Here is a 25,104-nt window from a genome sequence, read left to right on the forward strand (position 1 = left end):
CCGATACCGCTCACGCTGCTCATCACAAAAACCCGACAAACCAGCCTGAGTAACAACAACACCCTTCGGCCGACCCGTCGACCCCGACGTATAAATCACATACGCCGGATGCTCCGCCCGCAACGGACGCAGACGATCGGCGTTCGTGATCGGCTCCACCGAGCGTTGTTCCAGCCGCAGGTCCCCGCCGTCGAGCACCAGCCAGTCGATATCAGCGGGCAGGCCGTCGCGCACCGTGGACACCGTGAGCCCCAGCGCCGCACCGGAATCGGCGACCATGTGCGTGACCCGCTCCGCCGGATAATTCGGATCCACCGGCACGAACCCGGCACCGGCCTTGGCCACCGCCCACACCGCCACCACCGAATCCACCGACCGCGGAATACCCACGGCAACCAGATCCTCCGGGCCCACCCCACGCTCGATCAGCACACGCGCCAGCCGCGTCGACCGCTCGTCGAGTTCGGCATAGGTCAACTCCGCGACCGTCGCGGAGGCATCGGCGAACACCAGCGCGGTGCCGTCCGGATTCGTTTCGACGGCCGTCGTCAGCAGCCGCGGCAGCGTCGTGACGCGTGAGCGCCGGGCGCGGGTGGGCCGTCGGCGTACCGGACGGTTCACACAAACACCCGGCCCTGGCTCGGGGACCGGCCGTCCCGCCCGCTCGCATCACTGCCGAACATCACACTGCAACCTTTTCCCTGCTCGCGCCGAATCTCACCGATCATGCCTGGTTCGCGCACATACCGCATCTTCCCTGGTAACGCATGCCCCAGAACTCTGGGTCACGAAGTTTTCAGGGCCGTACGCTATAACCGGGCAACAATTCGCCCAGCACCACCACGGCCTCGGCGGCGCCGAAGGCCGCCGGTGCCGGGCCCTGCTCGACCACGACGGCCCGCAGATCCTCCAGGGGCTCCGGATCCAGTTCGGCGAGCCCGGACGCGTCGCCGAACAGGTGCGTCACCCACTCGTCGGCCAGCGCCTCGCTCGTGACCGCGCTCGGCAGCACGAGCGACGCGCCGGCGACACCCGCGGCCGCCATCTCCAGCAGCGCACCGATGCCGTCCGCGGGCCCCTGCCGGAATGTCCGGGACTCGAACGTCAGATCCGTGCGCGTGCGCAGCCGGTCGACGGCCGCCGCCAGCTCGTCGTAGCTCAGGCCGTCCGCGGCCGTCGCGCGGGCCGGATCCGCACCGCGCAGCGGCCGCGTCCGATGGGCGTAGGTGACCGGCCGCGCCGATTCCCCGGCGACCTCGGCCACCACGGCCGGATCGTCGAGCAGCAGCCAGTCGATGCCGCCGCCCGCGGGCACCGACCCGGCGGTGAGCCCGACCTTGATCTCCAGTGCCGCAGGCAGTTCCGCGCCGTCGCCGACCGGAACCACCGCGGCCCCGGCCTTCAGCACGGCCCAACCGGCCACGGCCGCGTCCACGCCGCGGTCGAGCCGCACCGCCACACCCGTGCCCGGGCCGCAGCCGCGCCCGATCAACACCCGGGCCAGCCGCGAGGACCGCGCGTCGAGTTCCTGATAGGTCACGGCGTCTTCGCCGAAAGTCAGTGCGGGACCGTCGGGGTCGTCCTCCACGATGGCCGTCAATGCCTGCGGCAGCGCGGTGCCGTTCGCCGACACCCGCTCCACGGGCTCGGCCGACATCACATCGACACGCGCCCGCTCGTGCTCGTCCAGCAGGTCGATATCGCCGACGAGCACCTGCGGATCGTCGGCCACCGCGGCCAGGATCCGTTCGAAGCGGCGGCCCAGCGCCCGCATCGTCGACTCGTCGAACAGGTCCGCGGCATAGGTGAATACGGTGATCAGATCGGCGGGTGCGCCGGTCGCGTCGTGCCGCGGTTCGACGATCACCTGCAGGTCGAACTTCGCCATCACCGCATCGGTGTCCAGCGCCGCGACGGTGAGGTCCGGCAGTTCGAGTGTCGGCTGCTCGGTGTTCTGGAACGACAGCATCACCTGGAACAGGCTCTGCTCCCCGGAGCGGCCCGGCGAGACCACCTCGGCCACCCGCTCGAAGGGGATATCGGAGTTCGCGAACGCGGAAAGATCGGTCTCCCGCGCCTTTTCGACCAGGGCGTCGAAGGTGTCGGCGGTGCTGACTCCCGTGCGCAGCGCGAGCGTGTTGACGAACATGCCGACCAGATCGTCGAGCGCGCGCTCGCCGCGGCCCGCGATCGGCGTGCCGACCGTGACATCGGCGCTGCCCGACTGCCGGGCGAGCAGCGCCGCCAGCGCCGCGTGCACCACCATGAACAGCGACGAATTATGTTCGCGCGCAATGCGCAGCAGTCCCTCGTGCACCGCCGCGGGCAGCTCGAAGCCGACCTGGCCGCCCCGCATCGTCGACACCGGCGGGCGCGGGCGGTCCGGCGCGAGCAGTGTGGCGCCGGAGATTCCGGCGAGCTGCCCGCGCCAGTAGTCCAGCTGCCGGGCCGCGATCGAATCGGGTTCGTCGTCGGTGCCGATCACGCCGCGCTGCCACACGGCGAAGTCGGCGTACTGCACTTCCAGTGGCGCCCAACCCGGTTCGCGGCCCTCGCGGCGGGCCAGATACGCGGTCATCACGTCGCGCGCCAGCGGGGCCAGCGAGGCGCCGTCACCGGCGATGTGATGCAGCACCAGGGTCAGCAGGTGGTCGTCGCCCTGCTCCAGCAGCACCGCACGCACCGGAACCTGTTGCGTCACATCGAATCCCGTGGACATCAGCGACGTGATGTGACCGACAGGGTCGCCGGTGGTCCGCACCGGCAGCCCCTCGGGCAATGCCTCGGCGGCCGACAGGATCTCCTGGTAGGGCAAGCCGCCCGGACCACCGGCCGGATAGCGAGTGCGCAGCACCTCGTGCCGCTCCAGCACATCGGTGACCGCCCGGCGCAACGCCGCCACGTCCAGCGCGCCCGTCAGGCGGACCGCCAACGGGATGTTGTAGGACGGCGATTCGGGATCGAGCTGGTTGATGACCCACATCCGCTGCTGGGCGAGCGACAGCGGGATCCGGTCGGCCCGCGGTGCGGGCGCCAGCTTCGGGCGTGCCACGCCCGCGGCCGCACCCGGCACGATCCGCGCCGCCAGCGCGGCGACCGTCGGCGCCTCGAAGACCTCGCGCACCACGACGTTCGAGTCCAGCGCCTCGTTGATCCGCGCCACCGCGCGGGTCGCGAGCAGGGAATTACCACCGAGCGCGAAGAAGTCGTCGTCCAGGCCGACCTCGCCGGCGCCGAGCAGCCCGGCGAACACCTCGGCGACGGCCTGCTCGATCGGGGTGCCCGGCGCCCGGAACGCGGCCGACCCGATGAACTCCGGCGCGGGCAGCGCCCTGCGGTCGAGCTTGCCGTTGGCCGTCAGCGGCAGCGCGTCGAGCACCACGACGGCGTCGGGAACCATGTAGGCGGTGAGGAAATCGGCCACCCGTGTCCGCAGCTCGGCCGAGTCGAGCTGCGAACCCGCTTCCGGCACAACGTATCCCACGAGCCGATCCCCGGCCTGCTCGTCCGCGCGCACCAGCACGACGGTCTGGCTGACGCCGGTGCAGCGCAGCAGCGCCGCCTCGATCTCGCCGAGCTCGATCCGGAATCCGCGCAGCTGCACCTGCTGGTCGCTGCGCCCGGCGTACTCCAGATTCGCCTCGCCGCCGAACCCTGCCCACCGGCCGATATCGCCGGTGCGGTACATGCGCGACCCGGCCGGGCCGAACGGGTTCGCCACGAACCGCGTGGCGGTCAGGCCGGGGCGGCCCAGGTATCCACGCGACACCTGGTCGCCGCTGATGTGCAGGCCCCCGGCCACCCCGACCGGCGCCGGATGCAGCCGGTCGTCGAGCACGTACGCGTCCAGACCCGGCAGCGCGCGGCCGATGACGCTGGCCGGGATATCGGCCAGCCGCTCGTCCACGGCCAGGAACGACACGTGCACCGTCGTCTCGGTGATGCCGTACATGTTCACCAACTGCGGCGCATCCGAGGCGTGCCGCTCGTACCAGCGCTGCAGCTGGCGCAGGTCCAGCGCCTCACCACCGAACACCACGTAGCGCAGCGCGAACTTGCCCGCCCCGCCCGCATGTGCGGCCCGATCGGCCTCGGCCAGCTGATAGAACGCCGACGGCGTCTGGTTCAGCACCGTCACCTGTTCGCGAATCAGCAACTCGCGGAACAACTCCGGCGACCGCGAGGTCAGGAAGTCGACGACCACCACCGCGCCGCCGTTGGCCAGCGCGCACCACAGCTCCCACACCGAGAAGTCGAAGGCGGAGGAGTGGAACAGCGTCCACACATCGGTCTCGTCGAAATCGAACAGCAGCTGGGTGTTGGCGAACAATTCCAGCACATTGCGGTGCGCGACGCCGACGCCCTTCGGCACACCGGTGGAGCCGGAGGTGTAGATGACGTAGGCAAGATTGCCCGGCCGCAGCGGCGCGACCCGTTCGGCATCGGTCACTTGTGCGTCAGAGAGATCGGCACTCTCCTCGAGCAGCACCACCGGAATGTCGTTCACCGGCAGTGCTTCTCGTTCCGACACGGTGGTCAGCACGCAGGCGGGCACGGCATCGGAGAGCATGAACTCCAGCCGCTGCGCCGGGTAGGCGGTATCGATCGGCAGATAACCCGCACCGGCGATCAGCACGCCGAGCAGCGCCACCGGCAGCTCCTCGGTCCGCGGCATCGCCACCGCCACCAGCGATTCCGGCCCGACGCCCCGGGCGATCAGGGCCCGGGCGACCCGGTTCGCCCGCCGCTGCAGCTCGCCGAAGGACAGCGTGGCATCCTCGTAACGGATCGCTGTCGCATCCGGGCGCCGATGCGCCTGTGCCGCAATGAGATCCACCAGGGTCACCGGCGGCACCTGGGCGCCGGGCGAATTCCATTCGTGCAGTACCAGTTCCCGCTCGCCGGGCGCCAGCACGTCGATATCGCCGACGACCGCACCGGCATCGGTGGCGATCGCGCCCAGCAGGCGCTGGAACCGATCGGCGAAATCCTGCACGGTGGCCTCGTCGAACAGGTCGGTGGCATAGGTGAATGCCGCCGAGATGCCCTGCGGCGCACCGCGTTCGTCGGTGCGCTCGGCCAGCGCCAGCTGCAGGTCGAACTTGGCCAGCGGCACGGCCAGATCCACGCCGGACACCGCCAGGCCCGGCAGTTCCAGATGGGTCTGTGCCAGATTCTGGAAGGTCAGCATGACCTGGAACAGCGGATGCCGCGCCGCCGACCGCGCCGGATCCAGCAGCTCCACCAGCCGCTCGAACGGCACGTCCGCATGCCCGAAGGCCGCCACGTCGGTGGCGCGGACCGCGGACAGCAGCTCGTCGAACCGCGCGCCCGGATCGATCTCGGTACGCAGCACGAGCGTGTTGACGAACATCCCGATCAGGTCGTCGAGTTCGGCCTCGCCGCGGCCCGCGATGGGGGTGCCGATCGCGATGTCGCGGGTGCCCGACAGCCGCGCCAGCAGTGTCGCGAGGGCCGCGTGCACGACCATGAACAGCGTCGAATTATGGTCGTGCGCAAGGCCACTCAGCGCGGTATGCACCTCGGTGTCGATCTCGAAGCCGACGGTCGCGCCGTGGTAGGTGGCCGCGAGCGGGCGGGGCCGGTCGGCGGGCAGATCCAGTTGTTCGGGGAGCGCCGCCAGTTGCCGCCGCCAGAACTCGATCTGTTGCGCCAGAACCGATTCCGGATCGTCCTCGGCGCCCAGCGTCTCGCGCTGCCACAGCGCGTAGTCGGCGTACTGGACCGCCAACGGCGCCCACTCCGGCGCGCCGCCGCGCACCCGGTCCAGGTAGGCGGTCATGAGGTCGCGCGTCAGCGGGCCCATCGAGAAGCCGTCGCCGGCGATGTGGTGGACCACGCACACCAGCACGTGGTCGTCGTCGGCGAGGCGCAGCACGCGCAGCCGCACCGGCGGCGCGGCGGTGGCGTCGAATCCGCCCGTCACCGTCTCGGCGACCAGCGCGGGCACCTGCTCCTCCGCCGCGTCGATCACCGAAAGTTCCGGTACCGCACGGGAATCCGAGACCGGCAGCACCAGCTGATAGCCCTCGCCGTCGAGTTCCGGGTAGACGGTGCGCAGCACCTCGTGCCGCTCGACCAAGTCGCGCACCGCGGCGCGCAGGGCCCCGAGATCCAGCGCTCCGGTCAGCCGGACGGCGACGGGGATGTTGTTGACCGCGCCCGCCGGATCGAAGCGATTGAGGAACCACATCCGCTGCTGCGCATACGACAGCGGGATCCGCTCGGGGCGCGGCATCGGCCGCAGCTGCTGCCCCGCGGCCGAACCCGCATGGCGCTCCACGCGTTCGGCGAGCGCGGCCACCGTCGGCGCCTCGAACAACAGCTGCACGGGAACCCGGACGTCGAGCGCGGAGCCGATGCGCGCGGCCGCCTGCGCGGCGAGCAGCGAATTACCGCCCAGCGCAAAGAAATCGTCATCGGCACCCACCCGGCCCGGCGCCGCCCCGGGCACCCCGTCCGCGGCCGCCTGCGCCGCCTCGCCCGGGGCCGACCGCTCCAGCGGGGTCCCGGGGCCCAGCAGCGCCGCGAAGACGTCCGCGACGATCTCCTCCACCGGGGTGGACGGCGCCCGGAATTCCCGCACGGCGAACGCCGGTTCGGGCAGCCGGGCGCGATCCAGCTTGCCGATGGGGGTCAGCGGGATCTCGTCCAGCACCATGATCAATGCGGGAATCATGTACGCGGGCAAGGAGTTCGACAGGAAATCGGCCAGCTCGCCGGTGTCGAGCGTCGCCCCCGCGCGCGGCAGGACGTACGACACCAGCGTACTGCCGCCCGAGGGCAGCGGGCGGCCGAGCGTGGCCGCGAAATCGACGTCCGGATGCTCGGTCAGCGCGTTGTCGATCTCACCGAGCTCGATCCGGAAGCCGCGCACCTTCACCTGGAAGTCCGAGCGCCCCAGGAACTCGATTCCGCCGTCGGATTCGTTGCGCCGCACCAGATCTCCGGTGCGATACAGCCGGGCACCCGGGGTGCCGGTCTCCGCGCCGAACGGGCTCGCGACGAACCGTCCCGCCGTCAGGCCGGGCCGCCCGAGATATCCCTGCGCCAGCGCCGGACCCGACAGGTAGAGCTCGCCCACCACCCCGGCGGGCACCGGCCGCAACCGCGAATCCAGCACGAACACACCGACTCCCGGAATCGCGGGGCCGATCGTGATCGGCTCGCCGGGGGCCAGCGCGGTGGAGGTCACCAGAATCGTGGCCTCGGTCGGGCCGTAGCCGTTGACGAACGTCCGCCCGTCCCGCGCCCACCGGCCCACCAGCTCCGGGCCGAACCGGTCACCGATGACCATCACGGTCTCGATATCGTCCAGGCCGGTCGGATCCACCGATTCCAGGGCACCGGGCGTGATCAGCATGTGCGTGGCCCGTTCCCGGCGCAGCAGGTCCGCCAGTTCGTACCCGCCGAACACCTCCGGCGGCGAGACCACCAGCGTCGCGCCCGTCGAGAAGGTGAGCATCAGCTCCAGCACCGACACGTCGAAATTCGGCGAGCACACGTGCATGACCCGCGAATCCTCGCCCACCCCATAGTGTTCGCGCTCCGCGGCCACCAGCGCGCCGAGCCCGACATGGGTGACCACGACGCCCTTCGGCCGCCCCGTCGACCCCGAGGTATAGATGACATAGGCGGGATGCAGCTCGGTGAGCGGGCGCACGCGATCGGTGTAGGAGATCGGGTGCGACGGCCGCGCCGCCACCCGGTCACGCACCACCGGGTCGTCGAGCTCCAGCCAGTACACGCCGGTGCCGAGCGCCGCCCGGTGCGCGGAGACGGTCAGGCCGATCACCGCGCCGGAGTCGGAGACCATGTGCGCGATGCGCTCGGCCGGGTAGGTCGGATCCACCGGAACGTAGGCCGCGCCGGTCTTGGCGATCGCCCAGACCGACAGCACCGACTCGATCGACCGGGTGATGCCGATGGCGACCACGTCGCCCGCGCCGACGCCGCGGTCGATCAGTTCGCGCGCGAGCCGCGAGGACGCCTCGTCCAGCTCGCGATAGGTGAGTTCGCGCGCCTCGCCGGGATCATCGGCCGGGGCGTACCGGATCGCCACCGAGTCGGCTGCGGACTCCACCGCGGCGGTGAGCAGCTGGCCGAACAGCGGGCCACCCGACCGGCGGCGACGACCACCTCGAGCGGATCGGCGGGCAGTTTCCATTCGAGTGCATTCACCTCTCGCGTCCAGCGGGCCCGCACGGCCGAGTATCGGCGCCCCTCGCACGGTCCGAGCAATCATATCGGGGTTACGGTGCACCGCGGTGGCTGCGCGAGCTCCCTCTACTCATCGGTACGAGGGTGCCCGGATGTTGCGCCGAGTCTCGAATTCAGTGGCCTGCATCACAGCGCTCCGCGTCCTCCGGCCACGCCGCCCAGGAGGCGTGAGTTTACAGCCACCCGCGCCGGATGGCCTGCACGCCCGCCTGGAAGCGGGTGCTCGCACCGAGCCGCTCCAGCAGGCTCGCCGTGCGGCGCACCACGGTCCGCCGGGACATGCCCAGCCGGCGCGCGATGGTGTCGTCGGTCGCGCCCAGGCCCATCAGCGTGAGGATCGCGCGGTCGCGCTCGTCCAGCGGTTCGCTCGGATTCACCGAGATCGGGGCGGCCAGCGACCACAGCACGTCGAAGGTGCGCACCAGCAGGTCGAGCGTCGGCGACGGGCCGATGCGCAGGCCCATCGGATCGCCGCGCCGCTCGTCGTGGTGCAGCATCAGGCTGGCCCGCTCGCCGTCGACGATCAGCACCTTCAGCGGCGGATCGGGCAGCGTGCGCGCCTGCGCCCCGGCGGAATTGGTGGCCAGGGCGTGCCGCAGCCGGTCGGGGTCCTGGTAGACGGTGTCCTGATACAGGGTCTGATAGCGAATTCCGGCGTCGATGCGCGCGGACTTCAGCTCGAACATCCGCTCGGCCTTGTCCAGGTCGCAGATGTAGGGCCCGCGCTCCACCAGGCGCACGCTGCTGCGGGCCGCCCGCTGCAGATCCTCGAATTCGGCGACCAGCTCCCGGGTTTCGTACATCGGCACGATGGTGCCGCCGCCGCGGACGGTGCGCCGCACCGAGCGGAACGTCTCCCCCAGCCGGGCCGCCGCCGCGTGCATGCGGGCGGTCTCGCCCTGGCGGCGCCGGGACTCGGCCTCCGACAGCGCCTCCGGAGCGTGTGCGTCCCATACGGTGCGGCCGTTGGTATCGATGCGCACCGCCGCCTGCAGTTCACACAGCCGGTCGAGCGACGCCTCCGCAACCTCCAGCGGGCATTCCAGATAGGACGCCAGCTCGATCAGGCTGGACCGGGGGTGTTGCACGAGGGCGGCGTACGCGCGTCCCTGCAGAGACCTGGAATCGAACAATTCGTATAAACCTGTCACATCACCAGCCCCCACAACCGCCGGCCGCGTCAACGCGCGACCGTTGACACCCGCGACGATTACTCGGGTCCCCACGACTGCTGCGACAGGATGACACCCTTGCTGGCCAGATAGGGCGTGGGATCGATCTTCACGTCGCTGGGATCCCAGATCTCGAGGTGCAGGTGCGGACCGGTGGAATTGCCGCGGTTACCGACCGTGGCGATGACGTCGCCGGCGTTCACGCGCTGGCCGACACTGGTGAGGATGTCGTTGACGTGGCCGTAGACGGCGGTGGCACCGTCGTCGTGGCGCACCCGCACCCACAGGCCGAACCCGGAGGCCGGTCCGGCCTCGATCACGGTGCCGCTGGCCACCGAGCGGATCGGGGCGCCGAGCGAATCGGCGAAGTCGACACCGTAGTGGAACGATCCCCAGCGGGAGCCGAAGTCGGAGCTGACGACACCGGCGACCGGGCGCACCGCGGGGGCCGGGGCGACCTGATTCTGCAGACCCTTGATGACCTGCTCGGCATGCGACAGCGGCCCGGCGACCTCCGGCGGTAGATTCTGTAGCCCGAACGGTGCGGGCGGCGCGGGGGCGGCGACGGGCACCGCCTCCACCGGGGCGGGCGCCGGGGCCTCGGCCGCGACGGGCGCGGCGGCGGCCGCCCGGGCGGGCTCGACCGGCTCCGAGGCCGCCTCGAGCGCGACGTCGTCGGTGTTGGTGCTGTCGTGCGTGACCGGCAGCAGCGGCGCGGCGTGGGCGAGCTGCGCGGCGGTGCCGACGATGGCGCCCGCCGCGACGGCCGCGCTGGCCGCCAGCTTCATCCGGTCGGCGGTACGCGGCTCGGCACGGTGCCGGTTCGGCCGACCGGCAGCACCATCTCCGAGCAGGTCCTGAACAGATACGGAACTGGAGGTCTCACGGTGCTGCGGCAAGGCTCGTCCTAAGCGTCGATCAACGTCGGGGGCGCCGCCGGGCCGAAACCTCTAATTCGGTAACGATTCGGCATACGCTGTGACGCAAACTGTACTCCGCCGTGACCTTTTCGCAACCTTCCGGAGAAAAAGTCCAGGTGAGAGGGGTATCACTGTCCTGGGCGACCGTTACATACGCCAGACTGGAGAGGTGATCATCGACGAGCTGCGAACCCCGATCGTGCTGGCGCCGATGGCCGGCGGACCCTCCACCCCCGAACTCGCCGCCGCGGTGTCGGCCGCGGGCGGGCTGGGCTTCCTCGCCACCGGCTACCTGAGCGCGGATGAGACCGCCGACCGCATCGTGCGCACCCGGGCCCTGCTGTCGGAGGCGGGCGCCGACACCGCCCCGTTCGGCGTGAACCTGTTCGTTCCGGGCGCGCCGACGCCCGCCGAACGGTTCTCCCGCTACCTGGAACAGGTCGGCCGCAGCTTCCCGCTCGGCGACGCGAGGTTCGACACCGACGACTGGGACGCCAAGCTGGACGCCCTGGTCGCCGATCCGGTGCCGGTGGTGTCGTTCACCTTCGGCTGCCCGTCGGCCGCGGAGGTGGGCCGGCTGCACGCCGTCGGATCGGAGGCGTGGGTGACGATCACCTCGGTCGGCGAGGCGCGCATCGCGGTCGAGGCGGGCGCGGACGTGCTGATCGCCCAGGGCGCCGAGGCGGGCGGGCATCGGGCGACGTTCGTGGATCGGCCCGAGGACGACGGGGCCGATCCCCTGTCGACGCTGGCGCTGCTCCAGCTGCTCACCGGCGCGACCGACCGGCCGGTGGTGGCGGCGGGCGGCATCGCCACGGGCGCGGGTGCCGCCGCGGTGCTGGTGGCCGGTGCGGCGGCCGCACAGCTGGGCACGGCCTTCCTGAACTGCCCAGAGGCCGGGACGGCGCAACTGCATCGCGACGCCCTGGCCATCGACACCCCGACGATGCTGACGCGGGCCTTCAGCGGCCGCCGGGCGCGCGGACTGCGCAACCGGTTCATCCTCGATCATCCCGACGCGCCCGCCGCCTACCCCGAAATCCATTACGCCACCGGGCCGTTACGCAAGCAGGCGCGGGCCGACGGCAACGCCGACGCGGTGAACCTCTGGGCAGGTCAGACCCATACGCTGACCGGCGATCTCCCCGCCGCGGACCTCGTGCGCGCCCTGTCCGCCGAGATGAAAAGCGCTCTGAGTCCGGCACTTTCGCGCAGAATCCAGGATTGTTGACAACCTTTTTCGTTTAGAATCATATGACATCATCCGCCATCCCATGAGGAGAGCGTTATGTCACTCGACGTACCTACCGCACTGCTCGAACGCGCCGAACGCGGTGAGGTCTCCGACGACGAGTTCGTCGAATGCGTCCGCAACTCACTGCCCTACGCCTACGAGGTGGTCAGCAGGGTGGCAGCCGATCTGCGTTCCGGCACAGCCGAATTCGCCGACAACCAGGTACCCCCGCCGGACGAGACGGCCCGCGGCCAGCTGCTGCGCGCCATGGCGTCCGACTCCATCCGCGGCGGCCTCGAGCGGCACTTCGGCGTGAAGCTCGCGTTCCAGAACTGCCACCGGGTAGCGGCGTTCCCGCTGTCGGAGGTCGGTGGCGACACCTACACGAGGTTCATCTCGACCCGCGCTCAGCTGCTCAACCAGAGCCCGGAACTGCGTAACTGCTAACCGGATACGAGACCGGCGCAGGCGATCCCCTTCCGCCCGCGCCGGTTTCGTGTGCTCACACATCAACTCTGTGGCAGCAGCTTGAGCGTGGTGGATCGCGCTCTGGTGCCGGTGATTTCGGCGATGATGCTGGCGGCGTAGCGCTGGTACTTCGTGGCGTAGGCGGTATCGATCTCGTCGTTGCGATCGGGATCGGCATCGACGAAGGTGACATCCTGATCGATGCTGCCCGCACGGATCCGGCCGCGACGGCTGTCGGTGGCCGTCCGATACCACGCCGCGTCCGGTCCGTTCACCGAGCGCACATAGAGATCGCGGCCGTGCCGCACCACCCAGATCGTCACCGGCATGCGCAGGGTTCCGTCCCGTCCCGCCGCCGCCAACTGCAGTTCCTCGGTGTCCGCGATCCTGTTGAGCTCGTCGGCTGTCCACTTCGCCATCGGCGATCTCCTTCCGGGTCCCGTGGTGAGCTGGAAAGTATCTTTCCCTCTCATCGACACAGGTCCCGGCTGCGACACCACCGCGTCGGCAATCAGTACAGCTCGCGCAGTTTGCGCTTGAGGATCTTGCCCGTGGGGTTGCGGGGCAGTTCCTCCACGAAGACCACCTCGCGGGGCACCTTGTAGCGCGCCAGGTTCGCCTTGACGTGGGATCGGATGTCGTCGACGGTGAGCGCCTGCTCGTCGCGGACGACATAGGCGGCCAGGCGGGCACCGAATTCGTCGTCGGGAACGCCGATCACGGCGGCCTCGCGAATTCCGTTGTGCGCGTTGAGCAGTTCCTCTACCTCGCCGGGAAAGACGTTCTCGCCGCCGGAGACGATCATGTCGTCGTCGCGGCCGTCGATGAACAGTCGACCGGCGGAATCGAAGTGGCCGACATCGCCGGAGGACATCAGGCCGCCGACCCGCTCCTTCCCACCACCGCCGGTATAGCCCTCGAACTGCGCGGCATTGGCGACGAAGATGCGCCCGGTGACACCGGCGGGCACCTCGGCACCGGAATCGTCCAAGATTTTCACCACCGCGCCGAGCACCGGTTTGCCCACGCAACCGGGCTCCTCGGCGAGATCGGCGGGGGTGGCGATGCTGGCGTACGCGACCTCGGTGGAGCCGTAGAGATTGTAGACCACCGGGCCGAACAGGGCCGTCACCCGGCGGCACAGGTCGGCGCCGAGCTGCGATCCCGCCACGAAGACTATGCGCAGCCTCGACAGGTCGCGGCCGGTCAGGGCCTGCGGGCCCAGTTCGACGATGCGGGCCAGCATCACCGGCACCGCGATCAGCGCGGTCGCCCGGTGGCGGGACATGCTGTCGACCACCTGCTGCGGATCGAAGCGGCGGCGGATCACCAGCGTGGAGCCGAAGCCGATGGCCAGCAGCGACATGGCGAATCCGAGCGTATGGAACAGCGGCGCCGGACATTCGGTGACCTCGCGGGTGCGGAAGGGCACCCGGCTCAGCACCGCGCCGAGCGGCTCCAGCGACCGCGGTTCCGATCGCGGCGCGCCCTTGGGGGTGCCGGTGGTGCCGCTGGTCAGCAGAATGATCTTGGAACCCGGTCCGGACGCGGGTGGCGACTCGGACGAGCCTGCGGCGATGAGGGATTCGATGCTGCTCGGATGGCTGGTGTCCGTCCAGGCGCGGTAGGCGCCGCGGCGCGGGCTCAGGTCGCCGAGGATCGGCTCGTACTCCTCGTCGTAAACCAGCAGGTCGGCTCCCTCGCGGGTGGCGACGTCGCGCAGTTGCGGGCCCGCGAAATCGGTGTTCAGCAGGATGATCCGGGCGCCGCACTTGCCGGCGGCGAACACCGCGTCCAGCAGCCCGCGGTGGTTGCGGGCCAGGATCGCCACGCCCTCGCCCGACCGCAGCCCGCGCTTGCGCCACTCGTTGGCCAACCGATTGCTGCGTTCATCGAGGTCTCGATAGCTGAGCGCGCCCAGCTCATCGATCAGCGCGGTGCGATCGCCGTAGCGGGCCGCCGAAAGCGTCAGCAGCGCAGGCAAACCGCCGTATCGCAGCAGCGCCGCACCCGCCGACAGCAGCGTCATCGGCGATTCGATGCCGACCAGCCCGCTGGTCACGCACAGCCGCAGGTACTCCAGCTCCGTCCACACCCGGGTGCCCAGCGTCCGCAGCAGAGTAATAGTCATTGCCCAACCCCCTTGCCGCACCGAATATCTCGCGCAATCGCAGCACGCAATGAAACCATGCCGGACCTCCTCGTCCACCCGCCTACGGCATGCGTCCCCAGGTTAACCCGGGGCCCGCCCACACCCCACCCTCATTCCCGGAACGCCCGCACCCGCTTCTTCCGGCACGCCCACACACCCTCATTACCGGCACCCCACTCCCATTTCCGGCACGCCCGTACCCCGCTCTCATTTTCCGGCACGCCCACACCCCACTTATTCCGGCACGCTTTTGGCCGGAACACCTATTTGCCGTGCGTACGCAGCTGATACAAGCCCTGCGTCTCGGCGACCACGACACCGTCGGCATCGGTCACCGTCGCCTCGAGGGTGAAATCCGCCTTCCCGTTGGCCTCGGCGTCGGCGGTGATGCGGGCGATCTCCTCCTCCGACAGCGACGCCTCGGCACGCACATCGGTCTTGGCGGGCTTGCGGAAGAAGATCTGCAGATCCTTCACCAGCGGGTAGTACTTCGCATTGTCGAAGGTGGCGATAGGGATTGCGCCACCGAGGATTTCGGCGACGGTGAACAGGACGCCCGCGTACATGACACCGAAGTGGTTGCCGTTGCCCTCGATCGGCACCGTGGTCGCGGCGAATCCCGGCCGCACCTCGAGCGCCTGGACACCCATCTTGTGCGCGATCGGAATCGTGAACTCCAGCGCCCCGTTCACCATGTCCGCGAACGCCGGAGCGTCGCTGTTCGTCTCGGCCATGAAGCATCCTTCCTGCGCACCACCACGTGCCCGGTCACCGGACCGGTGCGCCCAGGGTACATCCTGTTGACACAACGCCAACAGGACGTACCCGGCAGCTATGAACTACAGGCCGACCACCTTCAGTTCCCCGTCGGCGTAGCGGGCGCGCAGCCGCTTCTTGTCGAATTTGCCGACGCTGGTCTTGGGGATCTCGTCGATGAAGGTCCAGTACTCGGGCAGCTGCCACTTGGCGAACTTGTCCGCGAGGAACTCACGCAGGTCGGCGGGCTCGGCGGTGCCGCCCTCCTTGAGCACGACCGCCACCAGCGGCCGCTCGTCCCACTTCTCGTCCGGAATGCCGATCACCGACGCCTCCGCGACGGCCGGGTGGCCCATGATCGCGTTCTCCAGATCGACCGAGGAGATCCATTCCCCGCCGGACTTGATCACGTCCTTGGACCGGTCGACCAGCGTCAGATAGCCGTCCGGGCTGATCTTGCCGACGTCGCCGGTGCGCAGCCAGCCGTCGTGGAACTTGTCCGGATCCACCTCGGCGCCCTGCGGCGAATAGTACGAGCCGGTGATCCACGGGCCGCGAACCTCCAACTCCCCCAACGCTTCCCCGTCGTTGGGCTGCACCGTGCCGTCATCGGCGACCAGCCGCGCCTGCACCGCTGCCGGGAACCGGCCCTGGGTGTAGCGGTAGGCCCACTCGTCCTCGCCCTCGGCGCCCCGGGGCGGATGGCCGACGCTGCCCAGCGGGGAGGTCTCGGTCATCCCCCAGGCGTGCAGCAGCCGCACGCCGTACTTCTCCTGGAAGGCCCGCATCATGGCGGGCGGCACCGCCGAACCGCCGACCACGCAGGTGCGCAGATGCGAGATGTCCTGCGGCTGCGCCTCCAGGCCCGCCAGCACCCCGCCCCAGATGGTCGGCACCGCCGCGGCGAAACTCGGCCGCTGCGCGGCCATCATCTGCAGCAGCGGCGCGGGCTGCAGGAAACGGTCGGGCATCAGCAGGCTCGCACCGGCCATCATGGCCGCGTACGGGATGCCCCACGAGTTGGCGTGGAACAGCGGAACGATCGTCAGCACGGTGTCCTGCGCGGTGAACCCCATGCTGTTCGGCGAGATCACCTGCATGGCGTGCAGCCAGTTGGAGCGGTGCGAGTACACCACGCCCTTCGGGTCGCCGGTGGTGCCGGAGGTGTAGCACATACCGGCCGCGGCGCGTTCGTCGAGCACCGGATAGTCGAACGTATCCGGTTGCGCGGCAAGCAGTTCCGCATACGAATGCACCTGCACGCCCGCGGGCGCGGTCAGGTTCGCCGGGTCACCGTTGGCGACGAGCACGTGACGCACCGTCTTCATGCCGGGCAGATACTGCGCGAACATCGGCACCAGCGACCCGTCCACGATCACGACCTGATCCTCGGCGTGGTTGGCCACGTAGACCAGCTGCTCCGGGAACAACCGGATATTGAGCGCGTGCAGCACGGCACCCATCGCGGGCACCGCCGCATAGGCCGCCATGTGCTCGGTGTTGTTCCACATGAACGTGCCGACCCGATCGCCCTCGCCGATCCCCAGGCCGCGCAGGGCATTGGCCAGCCGGGCACACTCCACACCCAGCTCGCGATAGGTCGTGGTCCGCACGCCGTCGCCGGTCCACGTCGACACCGTGGCGTCACCGTGGAACGTCGTCGCGTACCGCAGCAATGTCGCCAGCGACAGCTGTTCGTCCTGCATCGTGCTCAACATCTGAAACGCCACTCCTCACCAGTGAACGAGGTCACACTGCCGCGAGGATAGCCGAATTCGAACTCGCCGGTAGCCCCCTCGACCGAAGTCGGCCGCCCGCACAACACGCCGCGCGAACAGCGGAAACATGGGACGACCGGGTCAGGGAGCGTGCGGGCCACGGTTATCGACGGGCGATCAGGAGAAAGGGCGGCCGCAGGCGACGAACCCCACCTTCGCCGCGCGCGGCCGCCCACTGCCGATCGTCACACCCGACGCGAGCAACCGACCGGCAGACCGTCCGATGCGAGCCGAATCTTGCGACGACACCCCCTGCGGCACCGCCGAATCACCAAACCCGCACCAGGACAGGCCATTTCGAGCAATTTCCTAGTGAGAAATACTAGGGACGCCAGCGGTCGCCTGTCCAGTCGAACCGCCGAACCGGGCCCGCCGATCGTCCTGATCACCGGGACACGACCTCCCCGCGACGCACACCGGCAGATATTCCTGGAAGAAATATGGCGATACGAAACTTCTTCGCGCCGCCCGTCGGAGAGGGAACACATGCAGGACCGTGCCGAGCAGGACATCCACGACGTGATCATCGTCGGAGCCGGATTCGCCGGACTCTACGGAGTGCACCGCGCGGTTCGTTCCGGGTTGGACGTGATCGGCATCGAGGCGGCGGCGGGCGTGGGCGGCACCTGGTATTGGAACCGCTACCCCGGCGCCCGCTGCGATGTGGAGAGCATCGACTACTCCTATTCCTTCGACGAGGATCTGCAGAGCAGCTGGCGCTGGAGCGAGAAGTTCGCCGCGCAGCCGGAGATTCTCGCCTACCTCGAGCACGTGGCCGAGCGGTTCGATCTGTTGCGGCACTTCCACTTCGGGCGGACGGTGACCGCGGCGCGGTTCGACGAGGCCACCGCCACCTGGACGCTGCGCACCGACGACGGCGCCCGCCACCGTGCGCGATTCGTCGTCTTCGCCACCGGGTGCCTGTCCGCGCCGATCCGGCCGGATATCCCCGGTGTCGACACCTTCGCGGGTGAGGAGCTGTTCACCTCGCGCTGGCCCGACGCCGGAGTCTCGTTCGGGGGCAAGCGGGTCGGGGTGATCGGCACCGGCTCCTCCGGCATTCAGATCACACCGATCATCGCCCGCGAATGCGCGCAGCTGACGGTCTTCCAGCGCACCGCGAATTACAGTGTGCCGTGCCCGAATCGGCCGCTCACCGCCGACGATCAGCGGCGCATCCGCGCGGAATACGCTGCGCGACGGCGGAAGTCGGCCTACGCACCCGCCGCGACCCCGCACGAGGGACATCCGCGCCGGGCCCTGGAGTGCACCGACGACGAGCGCGTCGCCGCCATGGAGGAGCGCTGGAACGGCGGCGGCGTGCTGTTCAACAAGGTCTTCCCGGACCAGAACAGCGATCTGGCGGCCAACGACATCGTGCGCGAGTTCGCCGAGGCCAAGATCCGCGCCCGCGTCGACGATCCCCGGGTCGCCGCCGATCTGATCCCGGACGACCACCCGATCGGCACCAAGCGCATCTGCACCGATACCGGCTACTACGAGACGTTCAACCAGCCCAACGTCCGACTGGTGAACCTGCGGCGCGAGCCGATCGAGGAGATCGTCCCGGACGGGATCCGGACCGCGCAGGGCCTGGTCGAACTCGACACGCTCGTCTACGCCACGGGTTTCGACGCGATGACCGGCGCCCTGCTGCGCATCGACATCCGCGGCGCGGGCGGGGTACACATTCGGGACGCGCTCGGCGACGGGCCGGTCACCTACCTGGGATTCGGGCTGCCGGGGTTCCCGAACATGTTCAGCATCAACAGCATCGGCACGCCCTCCGTGCTCGCGAATATGGTCCTGCACTCGGAACAGCAGATCGACTGGGTCTTCGACCTGATCGAGCACACCCGGCGGACGGGCGTCGTGCGGGCCGAGGCCCGCGCCGACGCGGCCGCCCGGTGGACCGACCATCTGGGCGAGGTGGCCGCGGGCACGCTGTTCGTCCGGGCGGACTCCTGGTATCTGGGTGCCAATGTCAGCGGCAAGAAGCGGGTGTTCATGCCCTACCTGGGCGGCTTCGGCACCTATCGGCGGCACTGCGACGCCGAGCGCGACGGCGGGTACCCGGGGTTCGAGTTGCGCGCGCAATAGGCTGGTGACCTGCGCGATTACCCGGAACCCCGTGGCCGAAAATATGGATCCGCTGACCGTTGATCTCTTCGTCCCCGAGGGCGGGAACACTTAACCTCGTGGTATGACTCGCACTCCGTCCATCCTCATCATCGGTGCCGGATTCGCCGGGCTCGGCATGGCGCTGGAACTGCAGCGCGCCGGGCTGGACAATTTCACGATCCTGGAGAAGGCCGACGATCTGGGCGGCGTGTGGCGCGAGAACACCTACCCCGACGCCGCCTGCGACGTGCCCTCCCCGCTGTACTCGTGGTCGTACGAGCCGAAATCCGATTGGCCGCGGCGGTTTTCGCGGCAGGCCGATATCCACGCCTATATGCGTTCGGTGGCGGAGAAGTACGGCCTGCCCGCGAAGATCCGTTTCGGGACCGAGGTCACCGATGCGGAATTCGATGAGCGACAGGGGGTCTGGCAGGTCCGCACCCGCGACGGCGCGAGTCTGACCGCCGACATCCTGATACCCGCGGTGGGCCAGCTGTCGCGCCCGGCGATGCCGAGCATCCCGGGCATCGACACCTTCACCGGCGCCGCGTTCCACTCCGCCGAATGGGACCACAGCGTCGATCTCACCGGCAAGCGGGTCGCCTGCATCGGCACGGGAGCCAGTGCGATCCAATACATTCCGGCGATCCAGCCGAAGGTCGCGCACCTCACGCTGTTCCAGCGCTCGGCCGCGTGGGTACTGCCCAAGTTCGATACCGAGTACACCGCAACGCATCACGCGCTGTTCAAGTACTTCCCGCCCAGCCGCCTGGCCGAGCGCTTCGCCATCTGGACGTTCTTCGAGGTGATGTCGCTGGCGCTCACCGACATCCCGGCCATCAAAAAGCCGGTCATCGCGATCGCGGATCGCCATCGCGCACAACAGGTTCCGGACCCGGAGCTGCGCCGCAAGCTGACCCCCGACTACGCGGCGGGCTGCAAGCGCGGGCTGTTCTCCAACGACTACTTTCCCGCGCTCGGGCAACCCAACGTCACGGTGGAGACCACCGGCATCGAGGCGATCACCCCGACCGGCATCCGCACCGCCGACGGCGTCGAGCACGAGGTCGACGTGATCGTCTACGGCACCGGCTTCAAGGGCACCGAATTCCTGGCGCCGATGAACATCTACGGCCTCGGCGGCCGCAAGCTCGCCGACGAGTGGTCCCCCGAGGGCGCCCGCGCCTACCTGGGCATGTCGGTGCCCGGGTTCCCGAACCTGTTCATGATGTACGGCCCGAACACCAACGTCGGCGCCGGTTCGATCATCTACATGCTGGAATCGCAGGCCCGCTACATCCGCCAGGCCGTGCGGTACCTGGCCGATCGCCCCGGCCACTTCCTCGCGGCCCGCCCCGCCGCCGAGCAGTCCTGGGACGACTGGCTACAGCGGCGCCTGAAGGACACCCCCTGGAACTTCTGCTCCAGCTGGTACCGCAACGCCTCCGGCCGCATCACCAACAACTGGCCCGGCGCCACCGTCCTGTTCCGCTGGAAGACCCGCCGCTTCGACCCCACCGCCTACGACGAGGCCACCACCCCCGCCTCGCCACCCCCCAACCGCGATGCCGACGATCCCCGACCCACCGGGTAAACTCCGCCCTAGCCCGGACCCGGTCAGCACCCAAGCAACCGATCCGCCCTCGTAGCTCAGGGGATAGAGCACCGCTCTCCTAAAGCGGGTGTCGCAGGTTCGAATCCTGCCGGGGGCACGTAAAACATGGGCAACTGTTGTTGTAGTGCCACGCTGGGTGGTTGCCCGGCGTGGTGCCGGGGGTTCGGGTGTCGGCCCTGGGGGCGCACTGCCGGTGTTGTGGGCGTTCAGCGCCGTGGTGGCTTGGGTGATGCCGGGCAGTGTATCGGTGGTGATGGTGGCGTGGATGGAGACATGCCGGGTGTCGTGGTCGTAGACGACTTTGATGCCGAACGCGGCGTATAGGTCGCGTTGCAGAGCGTCGGGGGCATCGGTGAGTTTCAGTGTGAGAGTGGGTATTTCCTGGATCAGGTCGGGCTGGTGGGGTTGTTCCCGTGCGGCCCGTTCACGCAGCGTGTCGAGTTCGGCTTGTTTGGTGCGGCGGTCGTTTTCGAGATCGGCGAAGCGGTTTCGTAGGCGTTCGGCCCAGGCGTCGGCGGTCGCGTCGCTGCCGGAGACGGTCCGGTTTTCGAGTTCGTCGAGCAGGTTGTTTTGGCGGCGGGCGATGTCGGTGATGGTCTTCTCGATCGCGGCGATCTTCTGCTCGATGTCGTGGCGGTCGCTGGAGTCGTGACCACGGAGCTGGTGGCGCAGCAGTGCGGTGCGGTCGGGGCCGAACACGCGCTCGTTGAAGAATGTTTGCACGCAGTCCAGGAGCTTGTCTTCGCGCACGTACACCGCTCGGGGGTGATCCTTGTAGGCGGCGGGGTTACCGACGCGATCGAGTTGCGGCTGGCAGGTGTAGTAGGCGTGACCCTTGCGGGTTTTGCCGAACATGCGTTTCGCGCACTGCCCGTGGTGCACGTAGTACCGCAGCACGTACGTGCGGCGGGTGGCCGGGTGGGAGTTCTTGCCGCTCATCCGCGATCCCTGCCGGGCGGCGGCGAGCTGCTGCACCGCCGTCCACATCTCGCGGGTGACCAGTGGCTCGTGGGTCGGTTCGGGGGACCAGATCCATTTCTCGGGCGGGTTGAGCCGCCCGCCCTTCTTGCTGGCGCGCCGGTTCCACACCATGTACCCGGTGTATTTGGGATTGATCAGGATCTCCCGCACCGATGACGTCGTCCAGCAGCCCCTGGCCCGCTCACCGCGATTGGGGCGCGGCGGCGGGTAGCGGTCGAGGTCGTCGTTCAACCGTTCCGCGATCACCTTGTAGGCGAGGCGTTCGTCGTGCCGCCACTGATAGATCCGCACCACCGCGAGCGAGCGTTCGGGGTCCACGATCAGCCGGGATTTGGTACGTCCCTCTTCCCGTTTGGCGGCGACGGGGTGCGGCACGAAGTCGTTGAGGTAGCCGTGGCAGGCTTTGCCGATGTTCCAGCCCTGGTGAGTGTGGGTGCGGAACCCGTCCCAGGACTGTTCGAGGGTGTGCCGCAGAAACCATTCGCCCACCCCCTGTTTCATCCGGCGGACCAGGATCTGGGTGGCGCGCTTCTCGGTCAGCGCGATCGGGCCCTCGTCGGCGGCGAACAGCGGCACGCCCACGGTTTCCAGCTCGTGTTCGAGCTGGGTGGACTGATGCGTCCAGCGGGCCGCGCGTTCGATCTCCTCGACCACGACTGCCTCGAACCGGCGGTTCGGGTGGCGTGCCTCGGCCAGCAGATCGGCCAGGCCCCCGTCGCGAGGAATCGGGATGTCGAACGCCTCGTGCGCATGGCCGAACCCGCGCTGGTCGAGATCCTTGCGCGAGGACTCCACGTCGTAGAAGAACGCAACGATCACAAACTGCGACGGCAGCACTTTGCGGCAGTTGTCCAGCTGACGCGGCAACGACAGCGTCGGGTCTTGCAGATCCCGTGTCGAGGTCCGCAAGAACACCGCCACCGGTATCTGCGCGGGTTCACCGAGCGCAGCCAGGCCCATGGATTCGCTTGCGGCGCTATCGAAACCGGGCACTCTCATGCGGCGGCCTCCTCGTCACTGTCGCGGCCCGGCACGGTGCAGGGCTCCACGACCTGATCGAGATCGACCACACCCGGTTCGGGGATGGTGGCCGCCCATCGCAGCAGGGCGGCGATCGCCCGCGCCTGCGTGGCGGCGACCCGTTCGGCCTCGGCACCGTGGACGTAGCGCACCTGGAACGACACCGTCAGATCGCCGACTCGCGCGTCGGCGGCGTCCGGCGTATGGCGGGGGCGGCGCGGTCGGCGGGACCCGTCTCTGCCGTGTAGCGGCACGACCGTTCTGTCCGCAGGGTTCTCTTCCATCGACTCTCCTTTCCCTGCATCTGCCGAACCGGCACCGGACCGCAATTACGGTGCCGGTTCGGCAGACGGTTTCCGCCCCGAATTCGGAACGGAATGTTTTCTCGGGTTTCTTTTCGCGTCGCCACCGGATAACCGAGTCATCGAATATCTCGTCTTTGCGGGCTGATTCGGGTGTCGGTAAATTGCCGACGCGGACCGCCATGAACGCTCCGTGCACCCGGAAATGTCAAGCAGGTGTCTTTTGTCGGCCCGCTGCCGGACACCGGCCCCCAGGCCCGTACTGCCATCGAAAAACCGCTGCCCGATGCGTTCAGCGCGCGCCCGGGGTACCGCAATGGGCCACCGGCGGCCGGTTGTGTCCCCGTCCGGGCATGATGTGCGGGCCAGGTAACAATGGCGGCATAGATCCCGGCTCATGCGGCGTCCCGGCCGTCAATGATCGCGTCTTGATCGGGGTCGGGGTCGACGGGACCAGCGAGAGGACGCAGGGTCGGCAACGCGCTGAGATCGACATCGATATCGACGTTGCTGCTTTCCTCTTCGATGGTGGTGAGTTCGCTCGGCATGGTGGTGATCAACTGATCTTCGAAGCCGGAGGCCATGGATGCGAAGACGGCGCGATCGGTGCCGCCGACTGCGAGTAGTCCGCTTCCCCGGGCGGCAGACAACAAGAATTGCTGTTCCCCGTCGGAGAGTTTGAATGCAGCGGCGACATCATCGATGGCTTGGGGAGCTTGGCGCAGCAGAATCTGAGTGGCGGCGTTGGAGGTAATCGCCCGCCCGAGTTCGGTCGACAGCACGTCGGCGGAGTCCTGAGTAGCGACGGTGAGCCCGGCCCAGTGTTTGCGGAAGCTCTTGGCTGCCTTGTACAGGAATTCGGCTCCGGCAGGTTGTCGCATGATCAGCCATGCCTCGTCCACGGTGACCATGCGCGGCCGTCTCGTGGCTGGGTCGGACACCCGCCGCCACGTGGCGTCGAGGACCAGCAGGGTGCCGATCGTCTTGAGTTCGTCCGGAAGCTCCCGCAGCGAGAACACGATCAGCCCGGCGTCGGGTTCAGCGGTAGTGGGACCGTCCAGCAGCCCGGCGTACGCGCCCCCAGCGACGAACGGATGCAGTCCGGCGGCCAGCTCGTGCGCGGCCGGTGTTTCGAGCCGATCGAGCTGGTCGCGCAACATGGTGAGGGTGGGTGCGGGCCGGGTCCAGGTGGCGGGCTCGTCGGTGATGCCCGCGGCGGCGTAGGTGGCGGTGAGCGCGGTGTCGAGGACCGCACGTCGGGTGGGGTCCTGGTCGCCGAGCAGGACGCGGATGAGGGTGTGCAGGAACAGTTTCCGGCGAGTCAATGCGTCGGAGGGGGCGGTGCGGCGGCCGTCGGGCCGGGTCCGGATGTCGAGGTCGAACGGGTTGAGCCGGATGCCGGGTGCACCGAGGCAGATGTGGGTGCCGCCGACGGCGTCAGCGAGACGCCGGTATTCGTCCTCGGGGTCGATGATCACCTGCTCGATCCCCCGGTACAGCGACCGCAGGATCTCGGTTTTGGCCAGGTACGACTTGCCCGCGCCGCTGCGGCCGAGGATCACCGCATTGTGGTTGTGCGCCTCGGCGGCGAACCGGTCGGCGAACACCAGCCCGCCTGCGGCGTCACGCCCGTAGAGCACACCGCGCGGGCTGCTGGCGGCGATCGGGTCGGTGACCGGAAGCTGCGGGGAGTCGAACGGGAACGCGGCGGCCAGGGCGCTGGTGTCGAAGGTGCGCTCGATCCCGATCAGGTCCAGCCCGAGCGGCAATGTCGTGACCCACGATTGTGCCGCGCGGAAGGTCAGCGGGCAGGTGTCGATGAGCAGGCTCGCCGCCAGGGCCCGTACCGCGGCGACCTCGTCGGCCAGCTCGGCTTCGGAGTCGGCGTGCACGGTGAGATACACGCCGACCCGGAACAGGCGGGCCTCGGCGCGGGCCACCCGCGCCGACAGGTCGGCGGCGTCCTCGACGGCGACGTCGACTTGCGGGTCGGCGAACCGGCCCCGCCCGGTGTCGTGCAGACGGGACGACTCCAATCGCGCGAGCTGGCGGCGCAGGCGCCCGGCGGCGGTGACCGGGTCGATCGGGTCCACGTGCACGGCGACGTCGAGGCGTCCGGGGTGTGACAGCAGCGGTGTCAGCCAGCCCGAGGTGACCTCGCGCGGAAATCCGGTCACTGCGACGGTGGCGGACCAGTCCGAGCCGAGTTCGAGGTGCCGGGTCCCGATCGACAGGGACTCGGGCCCGAAACTGCGCGGGGTGTCGTGTTCGTCTACGCCGAGACCCGCAGCGTGCTCGGTGTGCTCGGTGCCGGCGGTGGTGATGATCTCGCCGGGGCCGGCGG

Annotated in this window: 16 protein-coding genes, 1 tRNA gene and 1 pseudogene; 7 read left to right on the top strand and 11 right to left on the bottom strand. The window is 69.2% G+C overall.

Annotated elements, in window-relative coordinates; all coding sequences use genetic code 11:
* The 4 genes from QH290_RS26460 to QH290_RS26475 form a co-directional block, all read right to left on the bottom strand.
* The coding region (locus QH290_RS26460) for an AMP-binding protein (protein WP_280385844.1) at positions 1-621 on the bottom strand (621 nt) is incomplete at its 3' end.
* A 175-nt stretch (positions 622-796) separates the two neighbouring features.
* Complete coding sequence (locus tag QH290_RS26465) at positions 797-8,188, bottom strand: non-ribosomal peptide synthetase (protein ID WP_280385846.1); 7,392 nt, start codon at positions 8,186-8,188, stop codon at positions 797-799.
* A 226-nt stretch (positions 8,189-8,414) separates the two neighbouring features.
* Positions 8,415-9,329, bottom strand: coding sequence for a helix-turn-helix transcriptional regulator (locus QH290_RS26470; protein WP_280269751.1), 915 nt, complete (start codon positions 9,327-9,329; stop codon positions 8,415-8,417).
* Between the two features lie 122 nt (positions 9,330-9,451).
* On the bottom strand, positions 9,452-10,201 hold the full coding sequence (locus QH290_RS26475) for a M23 family metallopeptidase (RefSeq protein ID WP_280385848.1): 750 nt from the start codon (positions 10,199-10,201) through the stop codon (positions 9,452-9,454).
* Positions 10,202-10,502: 301 nt separating this feature from the next.
* Here QH290_RS26475 and QH290_RS26480 point away from each other — a divergent pair, with 301 nt between their 5' ends.
* Together QH290_RS26480 and QH290_RS26485 are read left to right on the top strand one after the other, a co-directional pair.
* Positions 10,503-11,564, top strand: a complete 1,062-nt coding sequence (locus QH290_RS26480) for a nitronate monooxygenase (RefSeq protein ID WP_280385850.1) — start codon at positions 10,503-10,505, stop codon at positions 11,562-11,564.
* Positions 11,565-11,621: 57 nt separating this feature from the next.
* Positions 11,622-12,014: an SCO5389 family protein gene (locus QH290_RS26485; protein ID WP_280266247.1), complete on the top strand. Its 393-nt coding sequence runs from the start codon at positions 11,622-11,624 to the stop codon at positions 12,012-12,014.
* Between the two features lie 62 nt (positions 12,015-12,076).
* Here QH290_RS26485 and QH290_RS26490 read toward each other — a convergent pair whose 3' ends face one another.
* The 4 genes from QH290_RS26490 to QH290_RS26505 all read right to left on the bottom strand — a co-directional run bounded on the left by QH290_RS26490 (position 12,077) and on the right by QH290_RS26505 (position 16,661).
* Positions 12,077-12,454 (bottom strand): DUF2255 family protein, encoded by a 378-nt coding sequence (locus tag QH290_RS26490; RefSeq protein WP_280266248.1) that lies wholly within the window; start codon positions 12,452-12,454, stop codon positions 12,077-12,079.
* A gap of 92 nt (positions 12,455-12,546) precedes the next feature.
* Entirely contained in the window at positions 12,547-14,166 is a 1,620-nt protein-coding gene (locus tag QH290_RS26495) for an acyl-CoA synthetase (RefSeq protein ID WP_280266249.1), read from the bottom strand.
* A 284-nt stretch (positions 14,167-14,450) separates the two neighbouring features.
* A complete protein-coding gene (locus tag QH290_RS26500) occupies positions 14,451-14,921 on the bottom strand; it encodes a YiiD C-terminal domain-containing protein (protein WP_280266250.1) in 471 nt (156 codons plus the stop codon).
* 105 nt (positions 14,922-15,026) lie between these two features.
* Positions 15,027-16,661 carry a long-chain fatty acid--CoA ligase gene (locus QH290_RS26505; RefSeq protein ID WP_280385853.1) on the bottom strand — a complete coding sequence of 545 codons (1,635 nt, stop codon included), beginning with the start codon at positions 16,659-16,661 and terminating at the stop codon, positions 15,027-15,029.
* Between the two features lie 546 nt (positions 16,662-17,207).
* Between QH290_RS26505 and QH290_RS26510 the strand changes: the two genes are divergently transcribed.
* The 4 genes from QH290_RS26510 (at position 17,208) to QH290_RS26525 (ending at position 21,594) form a co-directional block, all read left to right on the top strand.
* Entirely contained in the window at positions 17,208-18,821 is a 1,614-nt protein-coding gene (locus QH290_RS26510; RefSeq protein ID WP_280385854.1) for a flavin-containing monooxygenase, read from the top strand.
* A 103-nt stretch (positions 18,822-18,924) separates the two neighbouring features.
* Positions 18,925-20,436 (top strand): flavin-containing monooxygenase, encoded by a 1,512-nt coding sequence (locus QH290_RS26515; protein WP_280385856.1) that lies wholly within the window; start codon positions 18,925-18,927, stop codon positions 20,434-20,436.
* 45 nt (positions 20,437-20,481) lie between these two features.
* A tRNA-Arg gene (locus QH290_RS26520) sits at positions 20,482-20,554 on the top strand.
* A 473-nt stretch (positions 20,555-21,027) separates the two neighbouring features.
* Positions 21,028-21,594: a hypothetical protein gene (locus QH290_RS26525; protein ID WP_280385858.1), complete on the top strand. Its 567-nt coding sequence runs from the start codon at positions 21,028-21,030 to the stop codon at positions 21,592-21,594.
* On the opposite strand, the pseudogene QH290_RS38215 reads toward QH290_RS26525, so the two are convergent.
* A pseudogene (locus tag QH290_RS38215) lies at positions 21,478-21,813 on the bottom strand (recombinase family protein); the annotation flags it as partial. The gene QH290_RS26525 and the pseudogene QH290_RS38215 sit on opposite strands and share 117 nt — an antisense overlap.
* Between QH290_RS38215 and QH290_RS26530 the strand changes: the two are divergent.
* Positions 21,706-22,494 (top strand): hypothetical protein, encoded by a 789-nt coding sequence (locus QH290_RS26530; protein WP_280385860.1) that lies wholly within the window; start codon positions 21,706-21,708, stop codon positions 22,492-22,494. The pseudogene QH290_RS38215 and the gene QH290_RS26530 overlap by 108 nt on opposite strands.
* Here QH290_RS26530 and QH290_RS26535 read toward each other — a convergent pair.
* Both QH290_RS26535 and QH290_RS26540 read right to left on the bottom strand, forming a co-directional pair.
* Complete coding sequence (locus tag QH290_RS26535) at positions 22,434-22,742, bottom strand: hypothetical protein (protein ID WP_280385862.1); 309 nt, start codon at positions 22,740-22,742, stop codon at positions 22,434-22,436. The two genes, QH290_RS26530 and QH290_RS26535, sit on opposite strands and share 61 nt — an antisense overlap.
* 413 nt (positions 22,743-23,155) lie before the next feature.
* Positions 23,156-25,104 (bottom strand): VirB4 family type IV secretion system protein (locus QH290_RS26540; RefSeq protein ID WP_280385864.1); only part of this gene is annotated, 1,949 nt, incomplete at its 5' end.

Origin of the sequence: Nocardia wallacei (genome assembly GCF_029869545.1) — a bacterium.
Lineage (GTDB): Bacteria > Actinomycetota > Actinomycetes > Mycobacteriales > Mycobacteriaceae > Nocardia > Nocardia wallacei_A.